The organism is Psychrobacter aestuarii (genome assembly GCF_904846035.1).
Lineage (GTDB): Bacteria > Pseudomonadota > Gammaproteobacteria > Pseudomonadales > Moraxellaceae > Psychrobacter > Psychrobacter aestuarii.
Genome location: NZ_CAJGYT010000001.1, coordinates 288619 through 310285, shown reverse-complemented (window position 1 = coordinate 310285; position 21667 = coordinate 288619). Strand labels below are relative to the sequence as shown.

At 53.3% G+C, this 21667-nt stretch carries 15 protein-coding genes; 13 read left to right on the top strand and 2 right to left on the bottom strand.

Translation table 11 applies throughout. The features are described 5' to 3' along the window. Positions 1-8 precede the first annotated feature (8 nt). Positions 9-677, bottom strand: coding sequence for a LysE family translocator (locus JMW05_RS01170; RefSeq protein ID WP_201503602.1), 669 nt, complete (start codon positions 675-677; stop codon positions 9-11). A gap of 184 nt (positions 678-861) precedes the next feature. Between JMW05_RS01170 and JMW05_RS01165 the strand changes: the two genes are divergently transcribed. Continuing rightward, complete coding sequence (locus tag JMW05_RS01165) at positions 862-2283, top strand: aminotransferase-like domain-containing protein (protein ID WP_201503601.1); 1422 nt, start codon at positions 862-864, stop codon at positions 2281-2283. An 11-nt stretch (positions 2284-2294) separates the two neighbouring features. Here the strand turns inward: JMW05_RS01165 and JMW05_RS01160 are convergent, their stop codons facing one another. Continuing rightward, on the bottom strand, positions 2295-3470 hold the full coding sequence (locus JMW05_RS01160) for a siderophore-interacting protein (RefSeq protein ID WP_201503600.1): 1176 nt from the start codon (positions 3468-3470) through the stop codon (positions 2295-2297). A gap of 178 nt (positions 3471-3648) precedes the next feature. Here JMW05_RS01160 and JMW05_RS01155 point away from each other — a divergent pair, with 178 nt between their 5' ends. The 12 genes from JMW05_RS01155 to JMW05_RS01100 all read left to right on the top strand — a co-directional run bounded on the left by JMW05_RS01155 (position 3649) and on the right by JMW05_RS01100 (position 21524). Beyond that, positions 3649-4413 (top strand): ABC transporter ATP-binding protein, encoded by a 765-nt coding sequence (locus JMW05_RS01155; RefSeq protein WP_201503599.1) that lies wholly within the window; start codon positions 3649-3651, stop codon positions 4411-4413. Between the two features lie 121 nt (positions 4414-4534). Then, complete coding sequence (locus tag JMW05_RS01150; protein WP_227691387.1) at positions 4535-5587, top strand: ABC transporter substrate-binding protein; 1053 nt, start codon at positions 4535-4537, stop codon at positions 5585-5587. Further along, positions 5584-7695, top strand: coding sequence for a Fe(3+)-hydroxamate ABC transporter permease FhuB (gene fhuB / locus JMW05_RS01145; RefSeq protein WP_201503598.1), 2112 nt, complete (start codon positions 5584-5586; stop codon positions 7693-7695). The genes JMW05_RS01150 and fhuB overlap by 4 nt, the downstream gene beginning before the upstream one ends. Positions 7696-8089: 394 nt before the next feature. Then, entirely contained in the window at positions 8090-9442 is a 1353-nt protein-coding gene (locus tag JMW05_RS01140) for a diaminobutyrate--2-oxoglutarate transaminase family protein (RefSeq protein WP_227691386.1), read from the top strand. Between the two features lie 94 nt (positions 9443-9536). Continuing rightward, positions 9537-11009, top strand: a complete 1473-nt coding sequence (locus JMW05_RS01135; RefSeq protein WP_201503597.1) for a pyridoxal phosphate-dependent decarboxylase family protein — start codon at positions 9537-9539, stop codon at positions 11007-11009. Positions 11010-11097: 88 nt separating this feature from the next. Further along, positions 11098-12879 (top strand): IucA/IucC family protein, encoded by a 1782-nt coding sequence (locus JMW05_RS01130; protein WP_201503596.1) that lies wholly within the window; start codon positions 11098-11100, stop codon positions 12877-12879. A 153-nt stretch (positions 12880-13032) separates the two neighbouring features. Continuing rightward, positions 13033-14376: a lysine N(6)-hydroxylase/L-ornithine N(5)-oxygenase family protein gene (locus tag JMW05_RS01125; protein WP_201503595.1), complete on the top strand. Its 1344-nt coding sequence runs from the start codon at positions 13033-13035 to the stop codon at positions 14374-14376. A 241-nt stretch (positions 14377-14617) separates the two neighbouring features. After that, positions 14618-15220 (top strand): GNAT family N-acetyltransferase, encoded by a 603-nt coding sequence (locus tag JMW05_RS01120; RefSeq protein ID WP_201503594.1) that lies wholly within the window; start codon positions 14618-14620, stop codon positions 15218-15220. Positions 15221-15269: 49 nt separating this feature from the next. Continuing rightward, positions 15270-16718: an MFS transporter gene (locus JMW05_RS01115; RefSeq protein WP_201503593.1), complete on the top strand. Its 1449-nt coding sequence runs from the start codon at positions 15270-15272 to the stop codon at positions 16716-16718. A 162-nt stretch (positions 16719-16880) separates the two neighbouring features. Then, positions 16881-18752 carry an IucA/IucC family protein gene (locus JMW05_RS01110; protein ID WP_201503592.1) on the top strand — a complete coding sequence of 624 codons (1872 nt, stop codon included), beginning with the start codon at positions 16881-16883 and terminating at the stop codon, positions 18750-18752. Then, entirely contained in the window at positions 18746-20881 is a 2136-nt protein-coding gene (locus JMW05_RS01105; RefSeq protein ID WP_201503591.1) for an IucA/IucC family protein, read from the top strand. The genes JMW05_RS01110 and JMW05_RS01105 overlap by 7 nt, the downstream gene beginning before the upstream one ends. Next, positions 20838-21524 carry an RraA family protein gene (locus JMW05_RS01100; RefSeq protein ID WP_201503590.1) on the top strand — a complete coding sequence of 229 codons (687 nt, stop codon included), beginning with the start codon at positions 20838-20840 and terminating at the stop codon, positions 21522-21524. The genes JMW05_RS01105 and JMW05_RS01100 overlap by 44 nt, the downstream gene beginning before the upstream one ends. Positions 21525-21667: the final 143 nt, after the last annotated feature.

Here is a 21667-nt window from a genome sequence, read left to right as displayed (position 1 = left end):
CATAGCCATTAAAGCCACAGCGCCAGCGCGCAATACAGCGTCATCAGCACAATCAGCGCGTGAATGCTTTGGATCAGGCGCGGAAAGTGAATCAGCCGCCGCAGCCAATGCCCGCCCGCTGCCCAACAGCTAATACAGGCGATATTAATCAGGGCGCAAAGCAGCAATAGCAGGACGGTGGCGAGAGGCAAGCCGCCCGCTTGGTTGACTTGCACCATCGCGATACTGGGCGCGACCATGGTCATCGTCCATGCCTTTGGGTTTAGCCATTGAAACGCCGCCGCTTGCCATAAGTTAAGCGGCAGCTCGCCAAAGCCTTTTTGCACTGGCGTATGTCCTTGACGCTCTTGCGCAAGTGCAGTGCTGACAATCGCCACAAAGTCGCTTTTTGCCATTTGGTAGGTGAGCCACAGCAAGTACAGCGTGCCCAAGACTTTGACCACCAGCATGAGTGCGGGCACGCGCACGATAAGTGCTGCCATGCCCCAATAGCTGAGCGCCAGCATGACGACCAAGCCTGCGGTGATGCCGAGAATATGCCAGCGACAGTGCCAAAATCCGCGCTTGATGCTGCCATGCAACAGCATGAGGTTGTTCGGTCCTGGGGTGATGGAGTTGATGGTCATAAAGACTGCCAACGCGGCAAGACTGCCTGTGAGGGAGATGTTTGCGCCCATAAGGTGTATTTCCTTTATTATTATTAAGGGTAGGAGTGATTCACTATAGAGCAGGCGACCATAACACTCCCGATACAGTTTGCAGAACGCTGAACAAAGTGTATAGTTGCTGATGGCAGGACAGTTGTTTGTATTTTAGTGATGAGCGATTGTTTTTATAACGGTATAGATAGGCGCACGCGTAATGATTGAAACGTATCAATTAAACCCAAAACTGACCAAGACCGAAGCGGTTGCCGAGTGGATACAGCAACGCATCGACTGGCAGACGTATCAGCCCAATCAGCGCGTGCCCTCGGTGCGCAAATTGGCAAAGTCGCTTGGGGTGTCGAGCTTTACGGTGGTGCAAGCGTATGAGCAGCTGGTCGCGACCAATGTGCTGACCGCCAAGCCCAGCTCAGGCTATTACGTCAGCGCGCAAGCTGCGTCCGCCATGCCAAGCGCAAACGCGATGCGCAGCACGCCGACGGTGATTGACAGTCGCTGGCTGGTGCCGAGAATGTTCGGCGAGATACCGCACGAGCGTGCGTCGGGGATTGGGATGCTGCCCGATGCGTGGATACGCAATGACAAGATGGCGTGGGCGATACGCCAAATCACCCAGCAGGCGGACGATTTTATCTATGGCTATGGCGATATTCAGGGCTATTTGCCGCTGCGCGAGCAGTTGACGCAGCAGCTAAGCAGCATGGGCATGCACACGGACGCAGCGCATATCGTGACCACAGCGGGCGTGTCGCAAGCGGTAACGATGGCGGCGCAGCTGTTGACGCAAGCGGGCGATGTGGTGTTGGTGGACAGTCCGAGCTGGTTTTGGTTGTCGAGCTGTTTGCAGCAGCAGGGCTTGCGCGTGATTGGGGTTGAGCGCAACCATGAAGGGCCAAATATTGAGCAAATGGCAGCCCTGTGCCAGCAGCATCGACCCAAAATGTATCTGACCAACAGCGTACTGCACAATCCGACCTCGTATCATCTGCACCCCGCCCGTGCTCATCAGGTGCTCAAGCTCATGCACCAACACGATGTCTATATCTTTGAAGATGACCTCTATGCACCGTTTGAGCCGCAGAACAACGTCTTACGCTATGCCAATTTAGACCAGTTTGAACGGGTGCTGTACGCCACAGGGTTTGCCAAATCTATGGCGTCAGGCTGGCGTGTGGGGCTGCTCGTTTGTCCTGAGCCGTTAGTCGAGGGCATGCTCAGGGTAAAAATGCTCAACAGTATGCAGACGCCTGAGTTTGGCGAGCGGGTGATACATCGGCTGTGGACGCATGGTGAATACCGCCGCCAAATCAAAAAGGTACAAGAAAAGCTGTACGCCGCGCATCAACAATTGCGCATCGCTCTGCCCGCAATGGGGCTTACCTATCCTGAGCACACGCAAGCGGGACTGTTCGTCTGGGTCGATACCAAGACCGACACCGCCCCACTAGCCATGGCGGCGTATGAGGCAAGCTGGCTGGTTGCGCCAGGGCAGCTGTTTTATCCCGATACCCGTATGTCTACGCATCTGCGCTTAAATGTCGCCACCACCAGTGCGGCATTTTTAGATTGGCTGGGGCAGTATTTGAAGGAGCAAAAAGTTAAGGCAAATGCTGAATAGAATGCGTGTTGTTAACCATCATAACGCCAATACACCTTCACCACCACGTCACTACGACCGAGATTCAGGCGGGTTTTGAGTTTGCCGCGTAGGACTTTGGCGGTTTGCGCTTCTAGTGCGCCCCACACCTTATCAATAGGTGTCGGCGTGTTTGCTAAATGTGCCGCCAGCACGTCATCTATCTGTGCCGCCACGTCTTTCCCCGCGTTCATTTTTCCTGTCACCAGTGGCACAAAGGCGCAGCGCGCGCGAAACTCAGGCGTTATCTCGATACTCTCCAAATACTCTTGGTCGCGGGCGTCACCTGTGACATACAGCACGATGGGTGCAAGCGGATTGTCCCAAAGCTCCAAGAGGCGGGCGACCGTCGGAATGGACGTTTCATCGGCAATCAACAGCGCTTGTCCTGTTTGTAAATGACTTATTTTTTCAGGCAGCTCGCGTTTGGTGTAGATGGATTCGCCCGCCTGCAAGCTTGCCGCCCACGTGCCCCCTGACGTGTCGCCATGTACAAACACATCGACCCATGCTTGGTTTATGCCATTTTCCTGCCATGCCTTACGCAAGGTGTAATAGCAATGCGCACGCGGCTCGTGAATGGCGACAAAGCGTTCGGGATGCGCCGCTTGCGTGTGCGCCAAATCAAACAAATACGCATAGCCCGCGTCTTCAAGTGGCACGGGCAGTGTAGGGTTGGGCGTATTGCTCAGCGTCAGGCGCAGCATATGGGCGCTGATAAAGGCGCTGTCCTCAACGGTAAAATGCTGCTCGGTCAGCTGAATGGTTTTTTTGCCGCGTTTTTTGTCGGCGCGCTGTTTAAGCACGATGTATTGATGCTGCAAATCGCTTAATTGCGTGACAGGCGCATCAAAGGCGATAAAGTGCGCCTCAGTGTCCGATAGCGCAGGATTGCTGGCGCTTTCGGTAGACTTTTCTAACAGCGGCGCGGCTTTAATCACCACGCCTTCGGGGTAAATCTCACGGATTTTGACATCAATATCATCGCTGCTATCGAGCGTTAATGGGCTAAATGCAGTTAAAAATCCGCACAGCTCATCGACGTGCTCTTCATTCAAATGATTGACGATATGGGCAATCTCAGGGTCGGTCAGTAGGCTGCGCGCAGGACTCATGTCGCAAGTGCTCGGCGCGCTGCTGGATGCGGGCGTGGTGGGGTATTGGCGCATAAAAGTAGCCGTTTATTATCAAAAGTGTGAAAGAACAATAGCAAATTTTTTAGTTAATGATAATTGTTTTTGTTATCATTTGCGAGTAGAATCGGTCACAGTCATGGCGCAAAACGGGTCTAAAAGGCTATTAACACCGATAAAGCGCTGAAATATTTGGGTATAAAAAAGGGTCGCTATGTTACGTGTCAATCAAATGACCATTCATCGCCAAGGCAACACATTGCTTGATAATGTCAGCTTTGATGTCGCGGCGCGGCAGCTGGTGGCGCTCATTGGGCACAATGGCTCAGGCAAGTCGACCTTGATTAAAGCCTTGGCGGGTGAGATGGGCAGCTCAAAAGGCGAGGTCAGTCTCGATGAGCGTGCCATTAGTGATTATGGCAGTAAGGCACTGGCGCGTAAGCTGGCGTATCTGCCGCAGCAATTGCCTGAGGCGGCGGGCTTTACGGTGCGTGAGCTGGTGATGCTCGGGCGCTATCCGCACCAAAAATGGCTACAAAAACCCAGCGCCCTTGATCATGAAAAAGTAGTTGAGGCGATGCGTGTGACGCAGGTTGAGCGCTTTGCTGATCGCTTAACCAGCACCTTGTCAGGTGGTGAGCGGGCGCGGGCTTGGCTGGCGATGTGCTTGGCGCAAGACACCGATTATCTGCTACTCGATGAGCCGCTTGCCGCGCTCGATATGCATTATCAAATTGAGGTGATTGAGCTGATACGCCGTCTGGTCGATGAGCAGGGTTTGAGCGTGGTGATTATCATCCATGATATCAATCTGGCGGCGCAATACGCGGATCGCATCATCGCGCTCAAAGGCGGGCGCATCTGCCATAACGGTGACATTGCCAGCACCATGCAGCCGAGCATTTTGCACGATATTTTTAATGTCACCATGCAGCTGTTGACCCACCCTGTGACAGGGCAACCTGTGGCAGTGGCGTAGCTGGTGTACGTGCTCAGCACGCTGCTAAGACGCTAGGTCATTGACGACCGTTTTTAGGGTTTAGCGCCGCTGTTTTTTCTCGCTTTCTCCTCTCTTTTCTTTCAAAAAAAGACAATCCGCTATGTTTGCCGATTCTATATTTGCTTCTTTACGCGCACGCTTGTCACTCGATACCGCGTGCGTTTCTTTGTGTGCGCCTGCGTCTAGACCGTCTGCGCCGCTTGCCCTGATGACCACCGTACTAATAACGAGCGCCACTATCAGCGGCTGTGGTCAAGCAAAAAGCGCGTCCGAGCCTGCGTCCCATGCTGCATCTGAGCGCGCAACCGACCAAGGTCATCACGCCCAGTCTAATACCAATACGCCCAAGCGGGTGGTCAGTCCCGACTGGGGCAACGCCGCGACCTTGACGGCGATGGGCTACGCGCCTGTGGCGACGGGCGATGTGCGTATGTGGCATAGATGGGTCGATACGCCGAACTTGCCAGCCGATATCACCGATTTGGGCATTCGTTATCAGCCGAATGCCGAGCTGATTGCCCAGCTGCCGATAGATATGGTGATTGACAATCCGTTTTATGAGCATGCGCGTAATCTGTACGGCGATGTACCTGCCGAGTCGGTGATGTTTGCCGCAAAGGGGGAGGTTGCGACATGGGCGGACTATAGCGAGCCCACCCGAAAATTGGGTGCGCTGATTGGGCAGCCTCAGGCAGCAGAAGATTATATTAAGCAAAGCAAACACGCGATTGCACAGGCGGGCGTACAGCTACAAGCGCGCTATCCTAAGGTCAAAAAATTCGCCGTGGTGCAATTTTCTGACGCCAATAACATACGCATGTATGTCAATAACAGCCTGTTTAAACCCGCCTTTGACGCGATGGGCAAAGAACTTGCGGTACTTGGCGCGGGCAATGGTTATGGCTTTGTGCCAAAGCGCGTCGGTGATTTGGCGCAGCTCGATGACGAGGTGTGTTTGCTCATCGTTGACCCCTTAAGCCCCATTACCCGCGCTGAGGTTGAGGACAGTTTGATTTGGCAGCGCTTGGGCTATGGGCAGACGCGCTGTGTGGGCGAGCTGTCGCCTGTATGGATTTATGGCGGCATGTCGTCGCTCGTCAGTTTGGCAAATAAAGTATCAGCAGTAGAACTACAAGGCGGGGCAGCATCATGAGCACCAGCAGCACACACACGGGCGGCAGCTATGAAAAGCCGTCCGACGTTTCTTCTTTAACAAAACCGTCCCATTTGTCTAAGCCACCACAGTCGCCTAAGCCTGACGCGCCGCAAGTATCGAGCGCTAGAGCAGGACAATGGCGGCTGTGGGTACTGTTCGGCGGGCTATTACTGTTAGTCATTGCCAGCAGTTGGGCGCTGCTCGCGCGTGATTGGCAAAGACCGCTGATGGATTTATGGTTGCCCAGTATGCAGCTCGATATGGGCAGTATGGTGACGCAGCTGACCTTGGTCGCGACCAGTGCGGTGGCGCTCTTGGCAGGTGGGCTGTTGGGCGCGGTCAGTATTTTATTACAACAGCTGGTTAAAAATCCGCTGGCGTCAGACACCACGCTGGGTGTCGGCGTGGGCGCGCAGCTGGCGATACTGATTGTCAGCTTGTTTTTGCCCAGCATTGCGATTCATGGTGGTATGGCGGTTGCCTTTGTTGGTGCGGTTGCCAGTATGGGACTGGTGTTTGCCTTAGCCGCTGCCAGTCGCTTTAATGCGCTAATTTTGGTGCTGGCAGGTTTGGTGGTCAATATTTTACTCGCCGCGCTCGCCAATACCTTGGTGCTGTTTTTTGCTGAGCAAAGTAACGGCATGATGTCATGGGCGGCGGGCTTTTTGACTCAAAACAGTTGGCACACCAGTGTGCTGCTGGCACTCACCGCTGTGCTGCTCACGGTCGCTTGTTTGCCGTTATTAAAGCCACTTGGCATGATGAGCTTGGACGATTGGCAAGCCAAGCGCTTGGGCGTCCCAGTCCAAGGCATCCGCGCGGTGGTCGTGCTGTTGGTGGCGACAGTCACCGCACTGGTGGTCAGTGAAGTCGGCTTGATTGGCTTTGTGGGCTTGGGCGCGGCGAGTATCGTCAATGCGCTCGGTATCTCAGCAATTGGCAAGCGCCTTGCTGCCGCCTTTGGTTTTGGCGCGTTGTTATTATTATTAACCAGCAATGCCGCGCTGCTGCTTGAGCCTATCGTGGGGATGCCCATTCCTGCGGGGGCGATGACGGGCGTGCTGGGTGCGCCGCTGATTATTTGGCTGATTTTGCGCCAGCGTCATGAGCGTATCGAGACGGTGGTGACGCCGACCATCAGCGGTACGCGCGCGCCTGTACATCTGTGGCGCTGGGGGCTTGCCGTTATTGGTTTATTGCTCGCCGCGTCCTTAATCGTCCAAGACATTCACGGCTGGACGCTGAGCACGGAGTGGACAATCACAGAGCAGTACCGCTTGCCGCGTAGCCTAAGTGCAGCGGCGACAGGGCTGATGCTGGCAGTGGCGGGCGTGCTGCTACAGACCTTGACGCGTAACCCGATGGCAAGCCCCGAAGTGCTCGGGGTCAGCTCGGGCGCGGCGCTTGGGGTGATTGGCGGCTTTTTATTCTTGCCGATGTTTGGGCTGTCTGCTGGTGCGGGTGCGTTACTTGCGACGGGTTTGACAGGCGCATTTGCCGTATTGTTGCTGGTCATTTGGCTGGCGCGCAAGGTCAGTTCAGGCTATTTGCTGCTCGTTGGCGTGGGCATCGCGGCGATGATGGATGGCGTGATGCATATGGTCAAGCTCTCAGGCGACCCGCGCTTGGAGGCGATGCTCAGTTGGCTGTCGGGCACGACCTATAGCGCCATGCCCAGTACCGTCTGGTATCTGATGGGCATTGCACTGCTGCTCTTTGTGCTGAGCTTACTGATTATAAAACCGCTACGTGTTTTAGGATTGGGCGCTGGCGTGGCGCGCAATCTGGGCGTGGCGGTGAGTCCTGTGACCATGGCGCTGCTCATCTTGGTGGCATTACTCAGTACCGCAAGTACGCTCGCGGTCGGACCGCTCAGCTTTGTGGGCTTAATGGTGCCGCATTTGGCGACCTCTTTAGGCGCGGTCAAGTTGGAGCGTCAGTTGCCCCTTGCAGCGCTCTTGGGCGCAGGCGTGATGGTCATTGCCGATTGGCTCGGGCGCTATGTGATGTTTCCCTATGAGTTGCCAGCGGGCACGATTGCTGCCTTGATTGGCGGCGCGTACTTCTTATGGCTGATTCGTAAAGTACCGATGACGGCACGATAAAGAGTAATTTTGCTAAGACAAACGCAACTTTTAACCAAAAAATATTAAATATGATGTAACGAAAAATAAATTAATCACGATATAAAATATAAACTTTTGTTGATTTTAAAGGGTCATTTTACGGGCTTTGGATTCCTGTGCGTATAGGTTTTTATTCAGGTCAACATCTGTTTTATATGAAGAAAAGCGAGCGCGTTGACGAGTTATAGTAAGGCGCAATAAATCGGTTTTGCTTGGTTGACAGAGATTACTTGCTGGTTAATAATACGCTTTATAAATGATAACGATTATCATTTTTATTAAAAATCAATTAAATTTATTAACCCCATTTATCATTATTTTTATGCTTAAAGCGCTAATAAACACCCGCGCGATAAGCAATAAAGGACGTCTTATGTACACACCAACTGCCGAGCGCGCCACCAATACGCGCTATCTTGACCGCCAAGACCAGTTCGAATCCAAAGTGCGCAGCTACCCGCGTAAGCTGCCGTTTGCTATCGCTTCGGCGAAAGGCGCATGGATTACCGATGTCGAGGGCAATGAATATATCGACTGTTTGTCAGGGGCGGGCACGCTGGCACTGGGACACAATCATGCGGTGGTCAAAGACAGCATCCAGCAGGTGCTCGACAGTAATCTGCCCATGCACACGTTGGACATCACCACGCCATTAAAAGACGCCTTTAGTGAGCGCATTTATAATCTATTATCAACAAAAGATGATGAATATTGCTTGCAGTTTTGTGGACCAACGGGCGCAGATGCGGTCGAGGCGGCACTAAAACTTGCCAAACAAGTTACAGGGCGTACAGGCGTCATCAGCTTTAGTGGTGGCTATCACGGTATGACGCATGGCGCGCTTGCGGTCACGGGCAATCTGTCGCCTAAGCAAGGCATTGAGGGGCTGATGGGGTCGGTGCAGTTCTTACCGTATCCCAACGGCTACCGCTGCGCCTTTGGTCTGCCAAAAACACAAAGCATTCAAGCACACAGCACCTATTTTGAGCGTTTTTTAACCGATATCGAAAGCGGCGTGACCAAACCTGCGGCGGTGATTTTGGAAATGGTACAAGGCGAAGGCGGGGTCAATGCCGCGCCCATCGAATGGCTACAGCAGGTGCGCCGCGTGACCAAAGCGCTGGGCATCTTGATGATTGTCGATGAGGTGCAGACGGGCTTTTGCCGTACAGGGCGCTGGTTTGCTTATCAGCATGCGGGGATTGACCCTGACATGGTGGTGATGTCCAAAGCCATTGGCGGCGGGCTGCCAATGGCGGTGCTGGGCATCAAAAAACAGTACGACGTCTGGCAGGCGGGCAACCATTCAGGCACATTCCGTGGCAATCAGCTGGCGATGGCGACGGGATTGGCGACCATTGATTATCTCGACGCCAATGACATGGCGCAGTATGTCGATGAGGTCGGCACGTGGTTTAAAGGACAGCTGCAAGCGCTGCAAACCCGCTATCCGCAAATTGGCGATGTGCGCGGACGCGGGCTGATGCTGGGGCTAGAGATTGTTAACCCAAAGGCGAGCGCGGATGTCGATGGCAGTTATCCTGCCGATAGCGACTTGGCAGCGCGTATTCAGCAGGCGTGCTTTAAGGCGGGTTTGGTGATTGAAAAGGGCGGGCGCGCGGGCACGGTCTTGCGCCTATTGCCGCCGCTGAACATCATCCGCGAGGAGCTGGACGAGGTGCTCACTCGGCTGACATTAGCGCTGGATAATGCGCTTGCGGCTTAACCTTTTAATCTTAACTTTTCGTTGTATTCATCACAGGCAGTGTGCTGGCGTGAGTATCAAAACACCAGCACCTTACCCAGTAAGGTAGTATATTTTGTACATTCTTAATCAACAGACCAGCCGTGACTATGTGGCTGCCAGCGCGCAGACCAGCGCCATGATTCAGCAGTGGCTGGACGCCGAATCGCTGTATCAAGGCGGTGCGCCTGCGGCATTACAAGACAAGCTGACGCTAAATATCAGTAAAACAGGGCGCGATATTAACGCGGTACTTGGTGATATCGCACAGCAGTTTTTGCCCAACTGCGTCTCGACCGCGCACCCGCACTGCGCCGCGCATTTACATCCGCCAACATTATGGGTCGGACAGGTGGCGGAGATGATTATTGCCGCGACCAATCAAAGTATGGACTCGTGGAATCAAAGCCCCGCCGCCACTTATATTGAAAAAGAGCTGATTCAATGGCTGTGCGCGCAGTGTGGTTTTGTCTCTAGCAATGCCAACGCTGAAGCAAACGCGGGCGGGGTGTTTACCAGTGGTGGCACGCAAAGCAATTTGATGGGGCTGCTGCTGGCGCGCAATCGCTTTTATGGTGCCTTGGGCGTTGATGTGCAAAAAGACGGCTTGGCAGGGCAGCCGCTTGGCAGGATTTTATGCTCTGAGCAAGCGCATTTTTCAGTTGAAAAAAACGCCGCACTGCTAGGCTTAGGACAGCGCTCAGTGGTCAAAATCGCGACCGACCGCACAGGCGCGATGGATATGGCGCACTTAGAGGACACCATTGACCGCCTTGGGGCGCAAAATATTATGGCGGTGGTGGCGACGGCAGGCACGACCGATTTGGGCGCGGTTGACCCGCTGGAATCGATAGCCGAGGTGTGCCAAGCGGCGGGCATTTGGCTCCATGTCGATGCCGCATGGGGCGGGGCGCTGCTGCTCTCCGAGCGCTACCGCGACATGCTGGCAGGCATCGCGCGTGCCGATTCTATTACCCTTGATTTTCACAAGCATTTTTTCTTACCCATCAGCTGTGGCGCGTTTTTGGTCAAAGACGCCGATACCTTTGCCAGTATCCGTTTGCACAGCGACTATCTGAACCCCTCAGACGATGAGACGGACGACATTCCCAACCTTGTGACCTATTCGCTCCAGACCACGCGCCGCTTTGACGCGCTCAAGCTGGCGATGGCGCTCGATGTGCTGGGCACAGACGCTTACGGCGCGCTGATTGATGCGGGTCTCGATAATGCTAAGGAGATTGCGCAGCGGTTGGACAGCGACCCTGATTTTGTTTTGGTGCGCCCGCCGATACTGAGCAGCGTCCTGTTTTATTTTGCTCCGCAGGATAGCGAGTTAAGCGCAGAGAGCTTGGCAAAAATCAACCGCCATATTGCCCAAAATTTACTGATTAACAATGAGGCGAATATTGCCACCACGCAGTATGACGGGCAGTTGTGCTTAAAGTTTACCTTGTTAAATCCCGACAGCACGCTAGCCGCCATGACGCCAGTCATCGAGCAGATAGCGGCGCTGGGGCACGCGTATTTGGCAAATGATGTTGAATAAATAGTTAGCAAAAAATTAATCCATTAAACATACCGATAACCATTTTAAGAATACTCATTTTTAAGAACACCCATTTAAGGACATCGCAATGATACAAGACAATACGCTCAACCGCTTATCCTTGCAAAATCTGATTAACGCCTACTGCTTCGAGACGCGCCGTGGCAGCATCGTGCCTATTGACGCGCAAGACGCGCTGCAAAAATCCCTCGCGCAAAACAAGCCGCTACTGGTATTACACCTTGCGCCGCACAACACCCAAGTTGCCGTGCCGCTTGAGCGCGTCAGTCAGCTGGGGCAACATCGCTTTGCCGCCACCCCTGCGGTCTTAGGGCAAGCCGATGGCGCGCCGACATGGTTGCAGCCCTCGGCGGTCAGTATCGCCAGCCTCGTGATTGAGGATATTGTGCATCAGCATAAGGGCGCAGAAACCCTTGATGCCAATGGCGTGCTGAAACGCTGGATTGAGAGCTATGAGGGACTACAGATTATCTTGCAGCATCGCAGCGATGAGGTGGACGACATCGTCGATGCGGTACAAAACTTTATCCAAACCGAGCAAAGCCTTATCTACGGGCACGCCATGCACCCGACACCAAAAGGTCGCCAAGGCTTTTATGGCGCAGAATGGGCAAAATACGCGCCCGAGACCAGCAGCAAAACCAAGCTACATTACTGGCTGGTGCATCCCAAGCACATTGTCGAAGAGTTCGTTGACGGCGAGAGCATCACTGCCGAATTGCAAGACAAACTTGCGCCCATGATGAACGCCTATCAGCAGCAATTAATGAACAACAATGCTGACTATAAACTGCTGCCACTGCACCCATGGCAAGCCAAGTTTTTACAGCAGCAGGCGTGGTATGCGCGTTTGCAAGCGGCGGGTAAGCTGTTTGACATGGGCGAGCTGGGCTGGGCGCTGCATCCAACGACCTCGGTGCGCACGCTGGCGGCATTTGATGCGCCGTGGATGTTTAAGCTATCGCTGTCGGTCGCCATCACCAATTCGGTGCGTATCAACCTGCCCAAAGAATGCAAGCGCGGCATTCATGCTTGCCGCATCTGGCGCAGCGACTACGGCAAGCAGCTTGGCAAAGACTTTGACACCATCGCGGTGCTTAACGACCCTGCGTGGATTGCGCTGACAGTAGACGGCAGCATCATTGATGAGAGCATCTGTATCTTGCGCGACAATCCTTTTGACCAAGACACGGAAGTGACCAATCTGGCGAGCCTGAGCCAAGACCACCCAACCCGCGTGACCAACCGCTTTAACACCTTATTCCAAGGCATCCATGCGCGCACCCACGCGCCGCTCGAGGAGATTGCCAAAGACTGGTTTGCCACTTATTTACAGGTCGGCTTTATCCCTTTGATGCACATGTATTATCAGCACGGCATTGGCTTTGAAGTGCATCAGCAAAACAGCCTGATTGAGCTGACGGACGGCTATCCGAGCAAGTTTTGGGCGCGTGACAATCAAGGCTTTGGCTACATTGCCGAGTATGCCGCGCCGCTCATTGACACCTATCCTGAGCTGGTTAGCGAGAGTGAATGCGTGATTCCTGAAGACTTTGCCGATTCGCGAGTGGCGTATTATTTGGTCGGTAACAGCATTTTTGGACTGATTACCGCGATTGCGCGCACGCAATATGTAAGCGAAGCGGCGCTGATTGATATGTTCCGCGACTGCTTGATGACGCTTGAGACCCGCTATCCGCACCGTCCGCTGTTTGACTTGCTGCTGCGTAGCCCGACCTTGCCGTTTAAGGGCAACCTGCTGACCCGCCTGCACGCGCTTGATGAGCTGACCGCGCCTGTGGAGACGCAATCTATTTACGTGGACATTCCCAATCCATTATGCGCATAAGAATAAAAATAGCCTAAGTAAATTATGCTGTGTAACGTGACTGGCTATAAGCGCACACGCAGCATAAAGCGAGTATCAACGGCTTTATATTTAAAATTTCGCTAAGGCTGATTCAAAACTCAAATCACTATTATCAATAGAAAGGACACCCCCATGCTTGATGTCATCGGTATCGGCTTAGGACCTTTTAATCTAAGCCTTGCCGCGCTGCTCGACAATACCAACGTGCGCGCCAAATTTTTTGAGCAAAAACCAGAGTTTAACTGGCATAAAGGCATGATATTGCCCGCGACTACTTTACAAGTGCCATTTATGGCGGACTTGGTGACCATGATTGACCCCACCAGCCGCTACTCGTTTTTAAACTACTTGCACACGCAAAAGCGCCTGCTGAAGTTTTACTTTTTGGAAGAATTTAAAATCTACCGCGAAGAGTATAACCACTATTGCCAGTGGGTGGCAGGGCAGCTGGACAGTTTGCGCTTTGCAACCACCGTTGTGGATGTGCAGTTTTATACCGAGGCGGGTGAGGAGGGCTTTGCGGTCACGGTGAATGAATGCGGTGAGACGCGCACCTATCACGCCCGCCATCTGGTCATTGGTACAGGCACACGCCCGACCTTGCCTGCGCCATTGCAAGCCTTGGCAAAAGACGCGCCCGCCCGCTGTATGCACACCGCGCAGTTTGCCGAGCGTTTTGATTTGGACGCCCTGACCGCTGCGCATCAGGACGCGGAGACGCCTGTTAAAGTTTTGGTACTGGGTTCGGGGCAGTCGTCAGCCGAAGTCTACCGCGCCTTGTTTGATCAGCAGCTGGATAATACTGGCGCGCCCAAGTTTATGCTCGATTGGTTCACGCGCTCAGCAGGGTTTTTCCCGATGGAATACTCGCCATTGGGACTGGAGCACTTTAGCCCCGCGTATACCGATTATTTTTACCACTTGCCCCGCGATACAAAGGCAGCGGTGAGCGCCAAGCAAGACTTGCTGTATAAAGGCATGGGCTTTGACACCATCCGCGACATTTATCACCGCCTCTATGAGCGCAGCATCCGCAATCAGCCGCTACAGTCAAACCTTCGTACCAACTGCGCGCTGATATCGGCAGAGCAGGCGGACACAGATGCGCCCGTGACGCTCGCGTTTACTCACAGCGAGCAGCAGCAGCACTTTATGGCGGATTACGATTGCGTCATCGCGGGCACAGGCTACCGCTACCAGCTGCCTGATTGCTTGACGGGCGTGCTTGGTGACGTGGCGTATGATGCCTATCAGCAGCCTGAGATTGGGCGCGATTATACGCTTAGCTACCGTGACACGCGCACGCATGCGGGCAAAATCTTTGTACAAAACCAAGAAGTACACAGCCATGGCGTAGGCGCGCCTGATTTGGGGCTGGGTGCGTACCGTGCGGGCTATATTATTAATGAGCTGCTCGGCGTCAATAAATACGACACCGACGCGCTAGAAGTGTTCCAGGACTTTGGCGCGGCGTAATAAGCAAAAAGTAAATAAAATAGCCTAAGTATATTTAAAACAATACGCTGGCTCCAATTACTGAATAAATTGCAATATAAAAGGTACAGCGATGTGAGCTGCTATTTTTCTTAGCCTCTGGAGACGAAGTCACAGCAAGCAAGAAAAATAGTGGCGAAACGAGCGTTTTATAACGTCGCATATATTTTTATCAATAGTTTCAACCCAATTAAAAAATTAATCGCAAAACTAAGGACACACCATGACAACCATCAGCCGTCAGCTGCCCGACCACTTTGAGGTCGAGGCGATTAACCGCACCTTTGGCATTCGCGCCATGCGCTATCCTGAGGACATGCGCCTGCTGTACAAATGGATGCATGCCGAGCACGTCGTTGACCAGTGGCAGCTGCATTTGCCCATGCCGATGCTGCGCGCCCATTTTGAAAAGATGCTCGCGGACGACCACCAGCGTCTCTACATCATCACCTGCAATGATGAGGCGATTGGCTACACCGAAATCTATGAGGCGGCGCGTGACCGCTTGGCGCTATATTACAAAGCCAAGCCTGAGGACATGGGCTGGCACATGCTGATTGGCGAGCCATCCGCAGTCGGGCGCGGCTATCTCAAACCCATCGGCATGATGGTCAGCAAATTTATCTTTGACAATACCCCCGCACAAAAAATCGTGGTCGAGCCTGACAGTGAGATTGAGATTTATCGCTGGGTGGCGGACAGCTTTGCTTATTTTGAGCAGCGCTTGATTGAGATGCCTGAAAAAAAAGCGTCCCTGTACTTTTGCCATCGTGAGGCGTTTTTTGAGTCGCGTGGCTATTTAAATTATTACGGCGTGGCAGCTTAACCGTCTGTTTTTCTTCACCATTTATCAATCCCGCTACAAGGTACTTTTTATGGTCGCTGTTTGTGAGTCGTCCAAAGACCATGCCATAAGCCAAATCAGTGATGCGCCATTGCGTCCGCTGTTGTGGACGTTGCTGCTTGGCGGCTCGGTGGTCAGTATCAGCAACAGTGCCTTAAACCCTGCCATTCCTGTGTTTATGTCGGTGTTTTCGGTCGATATTGTCACGGGCGGTTGGGTGCTGAACGCTTATGTGCTGGCGATGAGTATTGGGCTGATGGTCAGCGGCTATATCAGCAAGCGTTTTGTGTTTAAGCGGGTGTATATCCTTGCCATGTTCGGCTTTATGCTGGGGTCTGTGCTTGGGATGCTCGCCGAGTCGATGACGATGGTCATTGCCGCCCGCGCCATGCAGGGGCTGAGCGGCGGGCTGATTATTCCGCTATCTATCGGCATGCTGTACCAAGTGTATCCCAAGTCCAAGCATGGGCGGGTGATGGCGCTGTGGGGCATCGTGGTGATGATGGCGCTTGCCTTTGGTCCTTTGCTGGGCGCGTATTTGGTCGAGCATTTTGCATGGTGGACGCTGTTTGCGGTGACGTTGCCGTTAAGCGTGGCGGTGCTGCTCTTGTCATGGCGTCTGCCTGCGCTAGTCAATGACAAAGATAATGCTAAGAAAAATCAGCCAGCGCGCTTTGATACGCTTGGCTTTGTGGGGCTGCTGCTGTGGCTCTTGGCACTCATGGCATGGTTATCAAGCCTAAAGACGGATGCAGCAAATGCCTTGCAAACAGGCGCGATTGCGTTGGCGTTTGTATTTGCCTTTGTGCTCTGGTGGCGCTATGAAGCCAAGCAGTCTACGCCACTCATCAACGTACGTCTATTTGTCCAGCGCACCTATTTACACACCACGCTGATTAGCATTACCCAGACCATCGGGCTGATGATTGGGCTTTTATTGCTACCGATTATCGTACAAGACGTGATGGGCAGTAGCGCTTTATGGACGGGCGCGATTTTGATGGCGGCGACCGTAGTATCGAGCGTGACCACGCATTTTGCAGGCAGGCAGGTAGATAAGCATGGGGCGCGCACGATTGGGCTGGTCGGCATTGCGCTTGGCGCGCTTTCCATGTTGCTGCTCGCAGCAAGTTTATATCAGCCGACCTTGTGGCTGTTGTTCATCGTGATGAGCGTGCAAGGCGTCGGCGTGGGGCTGGCGTATCTACCGACCACCTCGGTGGGACTGAGCAGCTTGGATAAATCGGTGGTGACCGAGGGCGCAGCGCTGAACAACATCAGTCGGCGCATCGTCTCGACCATCGTGATTACATTGGTTACTGTCTATGTGGCGGGGCGCGATGCGGTGTCGGTTACCCATCAGACGTTGGGCGCGCTGACCACCGCTGCTGCCATACAAGACGTCTTTGTCGTCTTGGCAGTGGTGCTGTTATCGACCTTATTTTGTGCGTACCGTTTGCCCAAGCATGCGGCGCAATAAGTTTAAGTAAAAGACAAGCCGTAAAAGTCATTATTAATGGCGCGCTGTTTACCTTTGTCGCCATATTTTTTTAATTTATTAACGTAATTAATTCTCATTATCTTTTAATTTTTTAACTGTTTTTCTTAATGTCTATTTTTTTAATACCCATAAGGAGCTTTTATGTCCGCATCATCAACCAACCCACAACCAACAGCAGCGCAGGCAATGCAGCCGTGGCAAGCGCCAGTAAATAAAGACATCGTGCAGCGCGCCGAGCAGCGGGTGATAAAACAGCTACTACAAGCCTTACTGTTCGAAGACATCATCGCGTTTACGACTCAAGCGGCGGATGCTGATTTTGACAATAAGGATGTGCTTGATTTTGTGATACCTGCTCTTTCAGGTGTCGAGTACCACGCACAGGGTCAAGTACAGCACAGCTTTGGTATCATTCGTTTTAATCATCAGGCGGTGCAGCGCCATGCGTCAGATGGCAGCATGAACACCGCGACGCTAGAGCAAGTGATTGCCGATATTGTCTTGCCGCTCGATGATGCAGCGCTCAAAGACAGCTTTATCAACGAGCTGCGCCATACCTTAACCAATGAAATCCAAGCGCAAACCCTCGCGCCAACGTCGCTACCGACAGTCGATGAGTTAAGCTACAGCGCGCTTGAAGGGGTGCTGATGCATGGGCATCCGTATCATCCGTGTTTTAAGTCGCGCTTGGGCTTTGATATTGAAGACAATTACGCTTACGCGCCTGAATTTGCCAATCCTATTGAAGTATTGTGGCTCGCAGTAGACAAAGCGCTGATTGCCAGTAACACGCTGGCGGGGATTAATGTGTCCGAGTGGGTTGCGGATTATGTGGGCGAAAGCGCGCATCAGAAGTTGCAAAGTACATTAAGTCACCGCTTAGAGAACAGTAACAAAACCGCTGCCGATTACACGCTAGTGCCTGTGCATCCGTGGCAATGGCAACAGACTTTGATTGAAGCATTGCAGCCGTTATTGATGACTCAGGACATCATTTATTTGGGCGGCACAGGCGAGACTTACCGCGCTCAGCAGTCGATACGCTCGCTGACTGCTGACACGGATGGCAAGCCGTATCTTAAGCTCAGCATGCATCTGGTCAACACTTCAAGCACGCGCATTTTAGCCAAGCACACGGTGCTCAACGCCGCGATTATGACCGCGTGGCTTAAGCGTTTGGCGGCAGAAGATGACAGCCGTGACGCAGCGCAAATTGCCTTTTTGGGCGAAAATGTCGGCATTAGCCTCGACCATGAAGTCTTGCGCGCACGCGGCTATCAGCATCCCGCCCTCTATGGTGGCTTAGCGGCGATTTGGCGCGACAATGCGGACGACTATTTAGCAAAAGGGCAGCAAGCGATACCGTTAAATGGCGTCAGCTATGTCCATAGCGATGGGCAAACGCTGATTGCGCCGTGGCTTGCGGCGCATGGTGTAGCGGCATGGACTGAGGCATTGATTGCCGTCACCGTGCCGCCGATTATACATCTGTTATTTGGGCATGGACTAGCGCTCGAATGCCACGCACAAAACATCGTCTTGGTGCATGAGGACGGCTATCCTGTCAAAGTGCTGCTCAAAGACTTACACGACGGCGTGCGCTATTCGCCCAAGCATTTAACGCGCCAAGACTTAATACCTAAATTTCATCAACTGCCCGCAGCACACGCGGCATTAAACCGTGGTTCTTTTATCGAAACCGACGACACCGACGGCATTCGTGATATGACCGTGGCGTGCCTGTTCTTTGTTGCCTTTGCTGATATTGCCATCTTTTTACAGCGCGAGTATCAGTATGCGGAGACGGATTTTTGGCAGCAGGTGGCGGACTGTATCTGTGATTATCAGGCGCGCCATCCTGAGTTTGCCGAGCAGTTTGCCCGCTTTGATGTCTTTGCGCCGCAGACGCGTATTGAGTCGCTTGCCAAGCGCCGTTTGTTTGGCGACAGCGTGTTTCCGATTAAATACATCAACAACCCATTAGCCAACTGCCGAGTACCTGAGCCATGCTAAGTGTGTTATCGAGCGCTGCCACCGAGCAGCAGAGTCAAGGCGCGCTGCTCGCGCAGCTGGTCGAGTGTCTACTGCTTGAGGGGTGGTTTACGCCCGAACAGCTACAGACCAGCAGCACCGAAGTTTATGCGCCAAAAATAGCGGAACCATTAGCCAATTTGCCAGCCAGTTATCGAGACAACTCTCAAGATTTTTTTGCGGTCAAAAATACTTTATTGGTCGTCAATTTACCTGATAACGCGCAGCTGCTATTGCCCGTCACGCACGGCTATAGCGCGCCATGGCGACTTGCCGTACCGTGTTTGCCACTGTATTTGTGTGCAGAAGAAACCCAAAACATCAGGCTCGACATCATTGATAACGTGCATGACTTATTAAATGATAGCTTAAGCGCTATGGATGCTGAGCAGCTGAGTAGGGCGGGCGTGAGTAAGCTACAAGAGAGCCTCGCCGCATCCATCGAAGCCGCCAAACAATCCGCGCAAGCGCCGCTACATACTGCTGTATATGCGCGCCCACACGCGTATCAGACCTTGATTGCCGCTGAGGCGTGGGCGTCGTTGATGGACAGACCGTTTCACCCCTTGGCAAAGGGCAAGCTGGGGCTTAATGCCGCTGACTATGCGCGCTATATGGCGGAGTTTCACCAGCCGATATTTTTAAATTGGGTCGCGGTGGCGCGTAGCCATATCATGTGCGCGGATGCGGTGCAGGATATGTCGGACACGCCCGCCCATTATGTGCTGAATGAGGACATGCAAGCGCTACTCACCGCGGAGATGCAGGATAGAGGACTTGATGAGACGCACATCGCACTGCCTGTGCATCCGTGGCAGCTAAAACATGAGCTGCCCGCGCACTACGCCGATGACATGGCGGCGGGCACGGTGGTGGTGCTGAATTTCGCCGCGCTGCCCACCTACGCCAGTGCATCATTGCGCAGTATGCTGCTGAGCGATGTCACCCCGCACAGCATCAAGCTGCCGCTCGGCGTCTACGCGCTCAACTCCAAGCGCTATCTGCCCGCGCTTAAGCTGATTAATGGTGAAAAAAACCAAGCGCTCCTCACGCAAGCCAAAACCAAAGACCGCGCCTTAGATGCCCATCTGCACTTGTGGGACGAGCGCCGCTGGTGGGGCTATATGCCGCCTGAACACACGGCAGACAAAAGCAATATTAACCCCTATTTTTATCAAGAAAAGTCCACGCATCTGGGCGCGATGCTGCGTACCTTGCCCAAAGCATTGAGCGCGGAAAATGTGCGCCTGTTACCGATGGCAAGTCTGGGGATGTGCGTGCAGCAGGCGGGCGCGTCTTATCATCTCTTTGATGAGCTGATAGCGGCAGCCAGCTTGGATACCCGCGATTTGATGATTGATAAAGTAACAAAGCAGCTCGATAAGTCGGCATACGTGTTTGCTCGCCTTGACCGCATGCAACAAGTGGCGCTCGGGTATTTTTATAATCTTTGCGATATGTTTTTAGGCACGATGCTGCGCTGCTTGCGCTTAGGACTGGCGCCTGAAATGCATGGGCAAAACATCGTGCTGGCAGTCACTGAGCATCAGTTTTCAGGGGTGCTGCTGCGCGACCATGACTCGGTGCGTATCCATCTGCCGTGGCTGGTGCGTCATGATTTGGCTGACCCTGAGTATTTAAGCCCGCCCGATTTTAAAAACCGTCTGTACCGCGAGACGCCCGAGGCGCTGGTTTTTTATATGCAGTCACTTGGGATTTTGGTCAATCTGCGCGCCGTTATCGAGTCGCTGGCGAGTCATTATCAGCTGCCTGAAAGTTCTCTGTGGCAGACGGCGGCGGCAAGTATTCAGCACTCTATCAGTGTGATTGATTTTGATACGGATCAAGCCAATTTGCTGCATGAGCTATTATTGACCGCGCCGACGTATCCGTACAAAACTATGCTGCTGCCTGTGATTGAGCGCGGCTCGGATGCGCACGGCAGTATGCCCGCAGGCGAGAGCACGACCGTCAATCCATTTGTGCAAGCCCTTACTATCAATAGCATCGCCGCGATGACCAATCCAAACAACGACAATAATGATGATAACGACAACAAGGACAGCTATGACTATCGACACTTGCTCGACCGATACAGCCGCGCTGATTGACGCTTACGCGCAGCTGGCGACTTCCAGCATTGGGCACCTCACGCACGCAGGCTATCTGCCCGACATTCAGCCGATGGTCCCGTGCGACAATACCGTCGCAGGGCGCGTATTGACCGTGACCTTGACATCAACTAATACCCATGTGATACGCCAAGCGCTGATGGATGCCGCCCCGCGTGACGTGTTGTGCATTGATGCGCGGGTGCTGGAGCATACTGCCTGCTGGGGTGCGCTGCGCAGTTGTGCCGCGATTTATGAGCAGCTCTCGGCGGTGATTGTACTGGGGCAGGTCACCGACTCAGTGCAGATGAGGCAGCTGGGCTTGCCCGTGTTTGCAAAAGGCATCAGTGCCATTACCACAAGTAACACTAAAGGCAATGACGCGCCAGCGGGCATGCTCGGTGCCGCGATTGACTATCAGCCTGCGCCTGATATGGACAGCGTGCGCATTCAGACGGGCGACATCGCGGTGATGGATGCCGATGGCGTGTTTGTCTTAGCGCCCGATGCTGCCGCCCAGCTGCTATCCGAGTGCCAAGACAAGCACCAACAAGACGATGCCAAGTTGCAGCTGTTTATGGAGGCGTATAAAAACAATACGCTGACGCAGTTATTGGCAAAACTGCCGCCTGAAATGACCTAAAACTGCGGCGTCATTTTTTATTTTAAGATTCTTATTGTTGCATCAATGCCTTGTCCGTGATGAGTACGGGCAAGGCTTTTTTATGGCAAATCAATCGCTTAAGACAGGCAGCATACGTTTTTATGTTAATAAGGTTAAGAAAA